Origin of the sequence: Catellatospora aurea (assembly GCF_042663325.1) — a bacterium.
GTDB classification, from domain to species: Bacteria; Actinomycetota; Actinomycetes; order Mycobacteriales; family Micromonosporaceae; genus Catellatospora; species Catellatospora aurea.
Genome location: NZ_JBHTAC010000003.1, coordinates 44,977 through 56,915, shown reverse-complemented (window position 1 = coordinate 56,915; position 11,939 = coordinate 44,977). Strand labels below are relative to the sequence as shown.

Below are 11,939 nucleotides of genomic sequence, written 5' to 3'. Positions count from 1 at the left end.
TTAGGCTAACCTACACCATTCGGCTTGCCAATACAGGGCCGCTTTCAGCGCAGGTCGTGAATGGAATTCTCATCCACGCCGATGAATTAGGCAAGGCATACCTCATGAAGTCAGGCGTAGAGGTGCTCCGGGACCAGGCCCAGCAGGCGGCCGGACAGGAACAGGTCGAACGGCACGGCCCGGCCGGGGAACTCCACCCGCCGCGGCACCCCCGGATGGAACCGGTCGAGCAGCTCCTCGGTCGGCAGCGCGGCCAGCGTGATCGGGGCGGCCACGAAGATCTCGTGCGCGCCGGTCAGCGGCCGGGTCAGCGCCAGCCAGTTCGCCGTCGCCGCGTCACGGTCCTCCAGGTAGGCCCACAGCGACCTGGCCCCCTGCACCGGGTCGGCGCGGTAGTGCGAGGCGAACGTGGGCAGGCGCTCGGTCAGGCCGCCGAGCAGCGGGAAGCGCAGCGTCACCACGGTCATGCCGTAACGGCGGGCCATCATCTGCCCGATCTGCTCGTCGACCTGCTTGCTCAGCGCGTACGGGTCCGCCGCCAGCAGCGGGTGCGCCTCGTCGACGGGCAGGTACAGCGGCGCGATCGGCTCCGGCGACCAGGCGAAGCCGAGCGCGGACTGGCTGCCGGCCAGCACCGCCCGGGTCACCCCCGCCTGCGCGGCCTGCTCCAGCACGACGAACGTGCTGCGGGTGTTGCCGCAGAACACCTCCTCGGCCGTGCCGAGCGTCGGCGCGGGAATCGCGGCGCAGTGCACGACCGCGTCCACGCCCGACAGCGCCTCCCGGACCACCGCCGCGTCGCCCGTGTCGCCCACCACGACCCGCGCGGCGGGCAGCTCGCCGGGATCGTGCAGGTCGAGCGCCGTCGCGGCGACCCCCTCCCGGGCGAGCAGGTCGAGCGTCGCCCGACCGAGCCGCCCGGCGGCCCCGGTCACCAGCACCCGATTCACTTCCGCCACCGTCCGGCTCCGCCGCGATTCATCACCACACCGTTCTACTCCGCCCCTTCCCCCACCTCGAACGCGGCCACCGGGATCTGGATCTAGGAGAGTTGTGGTCGCTGGAGCGACCACAACTCTCCTAGATCCCGCGACCGCGATCGGGACAACGGGACAAAAAGCTCGCACCCGACATCGGCCGCGGCTGGTCCGGGCGTGGCATGCTTGGCAGTCCGACCTTTGAAGGAGTACGCGTGTCGACTGGCGAGGCCGTGCAGGCCGCCCCGGCACGGCGGTCCCTGCGACCGCTGCTGTTCGGCCTGACCGTGACCACCGTGCTGGGGCTGCTGTTCGGCGTGCCCTGGTGGATGCTGCTGCTGTCCGGCGCGCACTGGCCGACCCCGGTGGTCGCCGCCGGCACCGCCCTGTTCGCCGCCGCCGCGCTGGCGTTCCCGTACCTCATGTTCCAGGGCCACGCCCGCGGCAAGGACTGGGCGTCCCGGATCGCCGACACCACGCTCGGCGTGATCTGGGTGCTGTTCGTGTGGGCCGTGCTCGGCAACGTGCTGCGGGGCGCGCTGGCGCTCGGCGGCGTCGCCGACCCGCTGCGTTCCCGGATCACGGCGGCGGCGGTCGCGGCAGTCGCCCTGGTCCTGGTCGTCTGGGGGTACGCCGAAGCGATGCGCGTGCCCCGCGTACGCCGGGTCGAGGTGATCCTGCCCCGGCTCGGCAAGGGGCTCGACGGCCTCAAGGTCGTCCTGCTGACCGACACGCACTACGGGCCGATCGAGCGCTCGCGCTGGTCAGCCGGGGTGACCAGGGCGGTCAACGCGCTGGACCCCGACGTCGTCTGCCACACCGGCGACATCGCCGACGGCACCGTCGCGCAGCGCACCGCGCAGGCCGCGCCGCTCGGCGACATCCGCGCCAAGCTGGCCCGCACCTACGTGACCGGCAACCACGAGTACTACGGCGAGGCCGAGGGCTGGCTCGCGCACATGCAGCACCTGGGCTGGGAGTGCCTGCACAACCGGCACCTGGTCGTCGAGCGCGGCGGCGACCGCCTCGTCGTGGCGGGCGTCGACGACATCACCGCCTCCCACTCGCGTACCGGCCACTCGATGGACCACGCGGCCGCGCTCGCCGGGGCCGACCCGGACCTGCCGGTGCTGCTGCTCGCCCACCAGCCCAAGCAGATCACCGCGGCCGTCGCGCACGGGGTGGACCTGCAGATCTCCGGCCACACCCACGGCGGCCAGATCTGGCCCTTCCACTACCTGGTGCGCCTGGACCAGCCCGCCGTGCAGGGCCTGACCCGCCACGGCGAGCGCACCCAGCTCTACACCAGCCGCGGCACCGGCTTCTGGGGCCCGCCCCTGCGCGTCTTCGCCCCCAGCGAGATCACCGAACTCACCCTGCGCAGCGCCTGACCCTCACCCCTGCCCTTCGGCTTCGCGGCGGGCCTTGGCTCGGCGTTTGCCCTCGTGCATGGCCTGGACGCGGGCGATGGGGATGGTGTGGCCCTCGGCGATCAGGTCGGCGGGCAGGGCCTGCGGGGCGGGCATGGCGTCGGCCCAGGGGTCGGTCTTGGCGACCAGGTCGGGCACGGTGCGGATGGTGAAGTCGGCGGGTGTGACACTCTCCAGGTCCGGCCAGGCCACCGGGAAGGACACCGGCAGGCCGGGGCGGATGCGGGGGCTGTAGCAGGCGACGACGGTCGCGCCGCCGGAGCGGGTGGCGTCGAGGAAGACCTTGCCGTGGCGGTCCTCGCGGATGAAGGCCGTGGTGGCGAGTTTCGGGTCGAGCCGTTCGGCACGCGCGGCCACGGCCCGGGTCGCGGCGGCGACCTCCTCCGGGTCGGCCTTGCCGTCGAGCGGCACGAAGACGTGCACGCCCTTGCTGCCGCTGGTCTTGACGGCGCCGTCGAGCCCGCAGTCGGCCAGCGCCTGGCGTACCAGCAGCGCGCCGTGCACGGCCTTGCCGAAGGTGTCGTCGCCCTCGGGCGGGTCGAGGTCGAGGATCAGGTGCGTCGGCGACAGCGGCGACGGCACCAGGGACAGGGCCGCGTGATACTCGACGGCTCGCTGGTTGGCGAACCAGATCAGCGTGCGCCGGTCGTTGCCCAGGGCATACGTCACCTCGCGGTGGGAGGCCTCGGCCCAGACCGCGGCCCGGGGCACCCAGTCGGGCGTGTACTTGGGCAGGTTCTTCTGCATGAACGCCGGCTGCCCGGGGCGGATCCGGATCACCGACAGGGCACGGTCCCGCAGCGCGGGGATGATCCGCTCGTGTACCGCGTCCAGGTAGTCCACCAGGTCGCGTTTGGTCGCGCCGGCCTCGTCGAACAGGGGCTGGTCGAGGTTGGTCAGCGCCACCCCGTCGCGGGTCTCACCGTCTTTCGGCATGTGATCACCATTACCCGGCGGCGACCGCCCGTCAACGCGAGTACGGAATACGGTCTGGGCGGTGCTGGTCACCAACCGCGGCACGTTCGACCGCTACCGGCACTGGGGCGTCGGCTCGCTGGCCGACCGCGACGGTGACACCCTGCTCCGGGTCGCGCCGTTCCTGGTCACCGGGATCCTGCTCACGCTGACCCTGGGCGGCCGGCTCAACGCGCTGAGCATGGGCGACGAGGCCGCCACGGCGCTGGGCGCGCACCCGGGCCGCATCCGCCTGCTCGGCGTCGCCGCGATCACGCTGCTGTGCGGCGCGGCGACCGCCGCGTGCGGCCCGATCTGGTTCCTCGGCCTGGCCGTGCCGTACATCGCCCGGCTGATCACCGGCCCCGACCACCGCTGGATCCTCGCCTACGCCGTGGTGCTCCGCCCGATCCTGCTGCTCGGGGCGGACATGCTCGGCCGGGTGCTGACCGCCCCGTCGGAACTGCAGGTCGGCATCGTCACCGCGTTCCTCGGCGCGCCGGTCTTCATCGCCCTGTGCCGCCGCCGGAAGCGGGGTGCCCTGGGAGCCGCGCGAGGCAGTTCGTACCTGATCGTCATGCGCGGCGGCGAGATCGTCGCCCAGGGCGCCCGAGGCGGTCATGACGGCCGACCTGGTCGAGCACGTCTTCGGCGTCGCCAGCCAGGTGATGACCGACCCGCAGACCGGCACGCCGATGGTCGTACCAGGGGATCGCCGCCGGCGTCGCGATGCCCGCACCGCGCCGGCCCCCGCGCAATCGGCCGCCGGCTGATTCGTCACCGTCGGTGACGACCGAACGGCGGCCGCCGCGGTCGGCGGTTACATCTATTTTGATGTGGCCACATCAAAATAGATGTAACCGCACGCCGCGACATGTCTATCCGGCGAGGGCCGGGGCCACGCTACGGGTGAGCGAGCGCGCGATCTCTCCGGCCCGCACGGCGGTGTTGGACAGCAGGGTCGAGCTGATGCCGTGGGTGTGCTCGGTCGGGCCCTGCACGTAGATGCCGCACCGCACGTCGCCGCCCGTGACAACGCGATAGTCGCGTTCGACCTGGAGCTGCCCGTCCTCGCGGCGCAGGCAGTGCTCGCCCAGCTCGCCGAGCAGCTGCAGCGGGTCGCTGCTGCGGTAACCGGTCGCGCACACCACCGCGTCGACCGCCAGCACGGTGCGCTCACCGGTCGGCAGGAACTCGACGGTCACCCGGACCCGGTCCGCGTCCTCGACGAGGTCCACCACCCGGGAGGCGTGCATGAAGCGCAGTCGCTCCCGGCCCAGCACCTTCTCCTGGTACATCCGGCGGTAGAGGCCCTGGATGACGTCCAGGTCGACGACCGAGTAGTTCGTGGAGCCGTGGTAGTCCATCAGCATCCGCTTGACCTGCTCGGGCGCGTCGTAGAAGTGGTCGACGGCGGCGGGGTCGAAGATGCGGTTGGCGAACGGGCTGTCGTCGGCGGGGGTGTAGCCGTATTTGGCGAACACCGCGCACACCTCGGCCTGCGGGAACGTCCGGTGCAGGTGATCGGTGACCTCGGCGCCGGACTGGCCAGCGCCGATCACCAGCACCCGGCGCGGGTCGCGCAGGCTGGGCAGGCGGCGCAGCAGGTCGCGGCTGTGCCAGACGCGCTGGCCGGGGCGGATGCCGTCGGGCATCCGGGCCTCCAGACCGGTGGCGACGACCAGGTTGCGGGCGCGGCGGGTGACCAGATCGCCGCCCTGCCGGGCGTGCATCGTGGTGCCCTCGATGAGCATCCCCCGGTGCCAGCCGAACCGCGGCTGCTTCTCCAGGAACACGGCGTCCACCGGCTGCTCCAGCTCGCGTAACGCGATGGCCAGGGCCAGGTTGGAGGGCCCGAAGCCGATCCCTGCGAGATCGTGGAGATGTGCGTCCGACGTGGACATATGACCCCTTCCGCGGGCGTCCCCCGATGATTACATTAGGGTTACCTTAGCAAGGTAAGCCTTGCCTTTCGGTTCGCGCCAGCGGGCCGAGACGGTCCAGCGTTCCGGTCCAGAGGAGGGCACCCATGCGGGTCGCGATGTTCGGTTACCAGACCTGGGGGCACCGCACGCTCCAGGCACTGCTGGAGGCTCCCGACCTCGAGGTGGTCCTCGTCGTCACGCACCCGAAGAGCGACCACGCGTACGAGCGCATCTGGAGCGACTCCGTCGCCGACCTCGCCGCCGAACACGGCGTGCCCGTCCTGATCCGCGAGCGCCCCGACGACGAGGAGCTGATGGCCGCGCTCAAGGAAGCCGACCTCGACGTCATCGTGGCCACCAACTGGCGCACCTGGATCCCGCCGCAGGTCTTCGCCCTGCCTCGGCACGGCACCCTCAACATCCACGACTCGCTGCTGCCGAAGTACGCCGGCTTCTCGCCGCTGATCTGGGCCCTGCTCAACGACGAGCCCGAGGTCGGCGTGACCGCGCACATGATGGACGACACCCTCGACGCCGGCGACATCGTGCTCCAGCGCGCGGTGCCGGTCGGCCCACGCGACACCACCGCCGACCTGTTCCACAAGACGCTCGCCCTGTTCGGGCCGATCACCGTCGACGGGCTGCGCCTGATCGCCTCGGGCCGCACCGACTGGACGCCGCAGGACCGCTCGCAGGCCAGCTTCTTCCACAAGCGCGCCGACGAGGACCTGCGCATCGACTGGACGTGGACAGCCGAGGAACTCGACCGCCTGGTCCGCGCCCAGTGCGACCCGTACCCGAACGCCTACACCTACTACCGCGGCCAACGCGTCCGGGTGACGAAGGCGTCCGTCTCGCAGGCCGTCTACGGCGGCACCCCGGGCCGGGTCTTCTACCGCGAGGGCGACGGCGTCGCGATCGTCGCCGGGGCCGACGCCCGCCGGGGCCGGAGCAAGGGCCTGGTCATCGAACGGGTACGGCTCGACGACGGCACCGAGCTGGCCGCCACCGACCTGTTCCGGACCATGGGCGGCTACCTGGGACACTTCCCGGCATGACGGAACTGACCGAGCTGCTGGCCGACCTGGTCCGCATCCCCAGCGTCGGCGGCAGCCCGCACGAGGCCGGCATCCAGGAGGTGCTCGCCGACTGGATGCGCGCCGAGGGCCTGGACGTCGACCTGTGGGAGCTGCCGCTGCCCGAGCTGACCGCCCAGCCGGCCTTCCCCGGTTTGGAGGTCCCCCGGGACAGGGCGTACGGGCTGGTCGGCCGGCTGCCCGGCACCGGCGGCGGCCGGTCGCTGATGTTCAACGGGCACATCGACGTGGTGCCGCCCGGTGACCTGTCCGCCTGGACCGACGACCCGTACAGCGGCCGTGTCGACGGCGACCGCCTCTACGGCCGGGGCGCCTGCGACATGAAGGGCGGCCTGGTAGCCGCGCTGTTCGCGATCCGCGAGCTGAAGCGCGACCGCCCCCGCGGCGACGTGCTCATCGCGTGCGTGGCCGGCGAGGAGGACGGCGGGCTCGGCACGTACGGGCTGCTGGAACGGGGCTGGCGGGCCGACGCGTGCGTCATCCCCGAGCCGACCGGCCTGGCCGTGGTGCCCGCCAACGCGGGCGCGCTGACGTTCCGGCTGCGCGTGCCCGGCACGTCCGCGCACGCGTCCCGGCGCACCGCGGGCGTCAGCGCCATCGAGAAGTTCCTGCCCGTCTTCACCGCGCTGCGCGAGCTGGAGGCAACTCGCAACCGCGACGTCGACCCGCTGATGCGCCGCTGGGACGTCCCGTACGCGCTGGAGATCGGCACCGTGCACGCGGGCGACTGGTCGTCGTCGGTGCCCGGCGAACTGGTCGCCGAGGGCCGCTACGGCGTCGCGCTCGGCGAGTCCCCGCAGGCCGCCAAGGCGGAGCTGGAGGCCGCCGTGGCGAAGGCGTGCGCGGCGGACGGCTGGCTGACCGAGCACCCGGTGACCGTCGAATGGTGGGGCGGGCAGTTCCTGCCCGGCCGCAACCCCGACCCGGCGTTCACCGCGGCACTGGTCGAGGCGACCGGGGTCGGGCCGGAGCAGTGGGGCGCGCCATACGGCAGCGACCTGCGGCTACTCGTCGGAGCGGGTATCCCTACCGTCCAGTACGGACCCGGCGCGATCGAGCTGGCTCACGCCCCCGACGAGTATGTGCCGATCTCCGAGGTCGTCACCGCCAGCGCCACCCTGACCCGGCTCGCGGCCGCCCACTGCCGCTGACCTCCCCGAACCAGGAGAAGACATGCCACAGCTCACCGGCGGCCGCGTGCTGCGCGACGCCCTGCGTGGGCAGGCGGGCCGAATCACCGGCAGCGCGGTGCTCAGCACCGGGCACCAGGCCGGCGAGGCCATGGTGCCGGTGGTGATCGGCCTGGTCGTGGACCGCGCCGTCGGCACCGGGTCCAGCTCCGAGCTGCTGGTGTGGCTCGCCGTGCTGGGCGCGGTGTTCGTCACGCTGTCGTTCAGCTTCCGCTTCGGCGCACGCCTGGGCGAACGCGCCGCCGAGCAGGCCGGGCACCTGCTGCGGGTACGCCTCACCGACCGGGTCCTCGACGCGCGCGGCGGGGCCGACACCGGGCGGCTGCCCGGCGCGCTGGCCAGCGTCGCGACCAGCGACGCCGGGCGCGTCGGCATGGTCGCGCTCGCCCTGCCGCTGGGCATCGCCGGCATCCTGGGCCTGGTCGTCGGCGCGGTCACGCTGCTGCGGGTGTCGCTGCCGCTCGGCCTGCTGGTGCTGCTCGGCACCCCGCTCATGATGGGGCTGGCCCACCTGCTGGGCCGTCCCCTGCAGCGGCGCAGCGAGGTCGAGCAGGACCGGATCGCGCACACCGCCGGGCTCGCCGCGGACATGGTCGGCGGCCTGCGCGTGCTCAAGGGCATCGGGGCGGAGCGGGCCGCCGCCGAGCGCTACCGGCTCAGCAGCCGCGCCGCGCTCACCGCGACCGTGCACGCCGCCCGGGCCAAGAGCTGGCACGACGGCACCCTGCTCGCGGTCAACGGGCTGTTCCTGGCGATCGTCGCGCTCGTCGGCGGGCGGCTGGCCGCCGACGGGGAGATCAGCGTCGGCGCGCTGATCGCCGCGGTCGGCATGGCGCAATACCTGATCGGGCCGCTGTCGATGCTGGTCTGGGTCAACGGGGAACTGGCCCAGGGCCGCGGCAGCGCCGTACGCATCGCCGAGGTGCTGTCGTCTCCCCCGGCCGTCGGCGGCGACGCGCCGCTGCCCGGCCCCGTCACCGGCCGCCTCACCGTCCGCGGCCTCACCCACGCCGGGCTGCGCGACCTCGACCTCGACGTCCCCGCCGGGCAGCTGGTCGGCGTCGTCGCCGCCGACCCCGCGCACGCCGAGGCCCTGGTCGACCTGCTCGGCCGCGAACGCGAACCCGACTCCGGCGCGGTCACCGTCGACGGCCACGACCTGTCCACCCTCGACCCCGAGGCGGTACGCGGCGCGCTGCTCGTCGCCGCCCATGACGCCGACCTGTTCGAGGGCACCCTGCGCGACAACGTACTGAGCCCGGCCGCCGACGCGCTGCCCCTGCCGCAACAGCGCACCGGAGACACGCCCGCGCCGCCGTCGCCGGCGTCCAGCCCGGAGCAGCCGCCCACCGCGGCCTCGAACACCTCACCCGCCGCTGAGCTGCTCGCCACGGCGCTGGCCGCGTCCGGCGCGGACGAGGTCGCCGCGACCCTGCCCGGCGGCGTCGACGGCGTGCTCGCCGAGCGCGGCCGGTCCCTGTCCGGCGGGCAGCGCCAGCGCGTCGCCCTAGCCCGCGCCCTGGCCGCCGACGCCCCCGTGCTGGTCCTGCACGAGCCCACCACGGCCGTCGACGCGGTCACCGAGCTGCGCATCGTGCACGGCGTACGCCGCCTGCGCGAAGGCCGTACCACGATCGTCATCACCACCAGCCCGGCACTGCTGGCCGCGGCCGACACCGTCCACTTCGCCGCCGACGGCACGCTCACCGCGTCCGGCACCCACGAGCAGCTCGTCCGCGAGCACACCGGCTACCGCACGACCGTGCTGGCATGACCGGCCAGGAGGCGACCCCCATGACCGAGCAGCGCGAACTGCTGCCCACCGCCACCGGCCGGCAGACCGTCGCGGCACTGCGCGCGCTGCTGCGCCCGCGCCGGTGGCTGGCCGCGGCCGGCCTGCTCGTGCTGACCACCGCCACCGCCATCGGCCTGGCCGTCGCGCCGCTGCTCGGCCAGGTCGTCGACCTCGTCACCACCGGCGCGCCCGCGTCCGCGATCACCACCCCGGTCGTCGCCCTGGCCGTGGTCGCCGTACTGTCCGGCGCGGCCACCGCCTGGGGCCTGACGCTCATCGCCCGGCTCGGCGAAGGGGCCCTGGCAGAGCTGCGGGAACGCTTCCTCAACCGGGCGCTCCGGCTGCCGCTGGGGCAGGTCGAGCGGGCCGGCTCCGGCGACCTGACCTCGCGCGCCGGCAACGACCTCAACGCGGTCGCGTCCGTGGTCCGCTCCGGGCTGCCCGAGCTGGCCCGGTCCCTGCTGGCGATCTTCCTGACCCTGGCCGGGCTGGCCGTGCTCGACTGGCGCTTCATGGCCGCCGCGCTGCTGGCCGCGCCCGTGCAGCTCTACACCGTCTGGTGGTACGGCGGCCGCGCCCTGCCGCTCTACGCCCGCCAGCGCATCGCCGTCGGCGAGCAGCAGCAGCAACTGCTGGAGACCATCGGCGGCGCGCCGACGGTGCGCGCGCTGCGCCGCCGCGAGCAGCACCTGGGCCGGGTCACCGACCGGTCGCAGGACGCCGTCGACCTGACCATGCGCGGCGTCAACCTGGTCACCCGCTTCTACGCCCGGCTCAACCTGGCCGAGTTCATCGGCCTGGCCGCGGTGCTGGCCACCGGCTTCCTGCTGGTTCGCTCCGGCGAGGTCAGCATCGGCGCGGCCACCGCCGCGGCGCTGTACTTCCACAACCTGTTCACGCCGGTCAACATCGCCCTCGGGCTCATCGACGACGTGCAGTCGGCGACCGCCGCGCTGGTCCGCATCGTCGGCGTCGCCGACCTGCCCGAACCCGCCGCGCCGCCCGCGCCGCGTACGCCCGCGGACGCCTCCCTGCACGCCGACGCGGTCAGCCACTCCTACACCGCCGACCGTCCCGTACTGCACGAGGTCACCATCGCGGTGCCCGCCGGGCAGCGGGTCGCGCTGGTCGGCGCGAGCGGCGCCGGCAAGAGCACCCTCGCCGGCCTGGTCGCGGGCGTGCACGAGCCGACGTCGGGCAGCATCCGGGTCGGCGGCGTCGGCATCGGCGACCTCGACCCGGCCGGCCGCCGGGCCGTCGCGCTGATCACGCAGGAGGTGTACGTCTTCGCGGGCACGCTCGCCGAGGACCTACGCCTGGCCTGCCCCGACGCGACCGATGACGAGCTGACCGCCGCCCTGGAGCAGGTCGGGGCGGCCGAGTGGGCGGCGGCGCTGCCGGAGGGCCTGGCGACCGTGGTCGGCGAGGGCGGCCACCGGCTGACCGCCGCGCAGGCGCAGCAGCTCGCCCTGGCCCGGCTGGTGCTCGCCGACCCGGCCGTCGCCGTGCTGGACGAGGCCACCGCCGAGGCGGGCAGCGCCGGAGCCCGGGTCCTGGAGGCATCGGTCGTCGCCGCGCTGCAAGGACGGACCGGCCTGCTGGTCGCGCACCGGCTCACCCAGGCGGCGCTCGCCGACCGCGTGGTCGTGCTCGACAAGGGCCGCATCGTGGAGAGCGGCTCCCACGACGAGCTGCGCGAAACCCCCGACGGCCGCTACGCCGAACTCTGGCGCGCCTGGTCCGGCCGCCGCGACGCCGACCGCACCGCATGAGCGGCGACACCCTCCGGTTCCGGTTCGAACTGCGCCCGCTGGCCGAGGTGCGGCCCTGGGGCAGCCACGTGGCCAACCTGCACTGGTTCGGCCTGACCGACGGCTGGTACTGGATCGAGGCCGGTGGGCATCAGCTGCTGCGGTACCGGGACGAGGTGGTCGCGCGCTGGGACCTGGAACGCCCGTACCCGGACTACTACGTCGTCAGGCTGTGGGAAGACCTGCTGACGCTCCGCTGGGCGCTGCACGAGCCGGTGCCCGACGACCTCATCGACCTCGTCGCCGACACGCATCCGCCCCGCGAGTGGCCGGACGAGTGGAGCGACGCCGTCGACGCGGCGATCGACCTGGAGGGCGACCACAGCCTCCACCTGAGCTACCTGACCAACGCGCCGGTCCTGACGGTCTGGCGGCACATCACCGACGGCCAAGACCTGGTAAGCGCCGGCCAGCGCATCCGGTCGGCCGGCGAGTGCTACTTCGAGGGCCCGGAACGGCTGGTCGTCACCGTGCCGACAGAGGAGTTCTTCGCCGCCGTCGCGGACTTGGACCGCCGGCTCATCGCCGCGATGGGTGAGCGGGTCGCCGAACTGGAGCGGACCGGCCCTCCCCCGGACGTCGAACTCGACCTCGAACAACTGCGCCTCGAACACGGGCAGCGTGCCGAGTGGCTCGCCCGGCGCCTGGCGACACCCCGGCACGTCGACTGGGCGAAGGTGCGCGCCGGCGTCGCCGAGATGGCGGCCTGGCCGCTGCGCGCGGACGACGGGACGGAGCCGGACGACTGACCCGGCCTCGG

Annotated in this window: 10 protein-coding genes; 7 read left to right on the top strand and 3 right to left on the bottom strand. The window is 73.6% G+C overall.

Features of this window, described 5'->3' with window-relative positions:
- Positions 1–110 precede the first annotated feature (110 nt).
- A complete protein-coding gene (locus tag ACFQO7_RS03790; RefSeq protein ID WP_376805057.1) occupies positions 111–959 on the bottom strand; it encodes an NAD-dependent epimerase/dehydratase family protein in 849 nt (282 codons plus the stop codon).
- A 233-nt stretch (positions 960–1,192) separates the two neighbouring features.
- Between ACFQO7_RS03790 and ACFQO7_RS03785 the strand changes: the two genes are divergently transcribed.
- Positions 1,193–2,368 (top strand): metallophosphoesterase, encoded by a 1,176-nt coding sequence (locus tag ACFQO7_RS03785; protein ID WP_376805056.1) that lies wholly within the window; start codon positions 1,193–1,195, stop codon positions 2,366–2,368.
- Between the two features lie 3 nt (positions 2,369–2,371).
- Here the strand turns inward: ACFQO7_RS03785 and ACFQO7_RS03780 are convergent, their stop codons facing one another.
- Complete coding sequence (locus tag ACFQO7_RS03780) at positions 2,372–3,343, bottom strand: DNA polymerase domain-containing protein (protein WP_376805055.1); 972 nt, start codon at positions 3,341–3,343, stop codon at positions 2,372–2,374.
- 61 nt (positions 3,344–3,404) lie between these two features.
- On the opposite strand from ACFQO7_RS03780, the gene ACFQO7_RS03775 reads away from it, so the two are divergent.
- On the top strand, positions 3,405–4,151 hold the full coding sequence (locus tag ACFQO7_RS03775; RefSeq protein ID WP_376805054.1) for a FecCD family ABC transporter permease: 747 nt from the start codon (positions 3,405–3,407) through the stop codon (positions 4,149–4,151).
- 88 nt (positions 4,152–4,239) lie between these two features.
- Here ACFQO7_RS03775 and ACFQO7_RS03770 read toward each other — a convergent pair whose 3' ends face one another.
- Positions 4,240–5,265, bottom strand: coding sequence for a SidA/IucD/PvdA family monooxygenase (locus ACFQO7_RS03770; protein WP_376805053.1), 1,026 nt, complete (start codon positions 5,263–5,265; stop codon positions 4,240–4,242).
- A 125-nt stretch (positions 5,266–5,390) separates the two neighbouring features.
- Here ACFQO7_RS03770 and ACFQO7_RS03765 point away from each other — a divergent pair, with 125 nt between their 5' ends.
- The 5 genes from ACFQO7_RS03765 to ACFQO7_RS03745 are packed head-to-tail and all read left to right on the top strand — an operon-like array spanning position 5,391 to position 11,928.
- Positions 5,391–6,344: a methionyl-tRNA formyltransferase gene (locus ACFQO7_RS03765; RefSeq protein WP_376805052.1), complete on the top strand. Its 954-nt coding sequence runs from the start codon at positions 5,391–5,393 to the stop codon at positions 6,342–6,344.
- Positions 6,341–7,534, top strand: coding sequence for an ArgE/DapE family deacylase (locus ACFQO7_RS03760; RefSeq protein ID WP_376805051.1), 1,194 nt, complete (start codon positions 6,341–6,343; stop codon positions 7,532–7,534). The genes ACFQO7_RS03765 and ACFQO7_RS03760 overlap by 4 nt, the downstream gene beginning before the upstream one ends.
- 22 nt (positions 7,535–7,556) lie before the next feature.
- A complete protein-coding gene (locus tag ACFQO7_RS03755; RefSeq protein ID WP_376805050.1) occupies positions 7,557–9,347 on the top strand; it encodes an ABC transporter ATP-binding protein in 1,791 nt (596 codons plus the stop codon).
- Positions 9,344–11,140: an ABC transporter ATP-binding protein gene (locus tag ACFQO7_RS03750; protein WP_376805049.1), complete on the top strand. Its 1,797-nt coding sequence runs from the start codon at positions 9,344–9,346 to the stop codon at positions 11,138–11,140. The genes ACFQO7_RS03755 and ACFQO7_RS03750 overlap by 4 nt, the downstream gene beginning before the upstream one ends.
- Entirely contained in the window at positions 11,137–11,928 is a 792-nt protein-coding gene (locus tag ACFQO7_RS03745; RefSeq protein WP_376805048.1) for a DUF5984 family protein, read from the top strand. The genes ACFQO7_RS03750 and ACFQO7_RS03745 overlap by 4 nt, the downstream gene beginning before the upstream one ends.
- Positions 11,929–11,939 lie beyond the last annotated feature (11 nt).

What these genes read in the sequence shown, in the direction of transcription:
- ACFQO7_RS03780 (WP_376805055.1), bottom strand. Translation starts at nt 3,343, where the DNA reads ATGCCGAAAGACGGTGAGACCCGCGACGGGGTGGCGCTGACCAACCTC.
- ACFQO7_RS03745 (WP_376805048.1), top strand. Translation starts at nt 11,137, where the DNA reads ATGAGCGGCGACACCCTCCGGTTCCGGTTCGAACTGCGCCCGCTGGCC.
- ACFQO7_RS03765 (WP_376805052.1), top strand. Translation starts at nt 5,391, where the DNA reads ATGCGGGTCGCGATGTTCGGTTACCAGACCTGGGGGCACCGCACGCTC.
- ACFQO7_RS03750 (WP_376805049.1), top strand. Translation starts at nt 9,344, where the DNA reads ATGACCGGCCAGGAGGCGACCCCCATGACCGAGCAGCGCGAACTGCTG.
- ACFQO7_RS03755 (WP_376805050.1), top strand. Translation starts at nt 7,557, where the DNA reads ATGCCACAGCTCACCGGCGGCCGCGTGCTGCGCGACGCCCTGCGTGGG.
- ACFQO7_RS03770 (WP_376805053.1), bottom strand. Translation starts at nt 5,265, where the DNA reads ATGTCCACGTCGGACGCACATCTCCACGATCTCGCAGGGATCGGCTTC.
- ACFQO7_RS03760 (WP_376805051.1), top strand. Translation starts at nt 6,341, where the DNA reads ATGACGGAACTGACCGAGCTGCTGGCCGACCTGGTCCGCATCCCCAGC.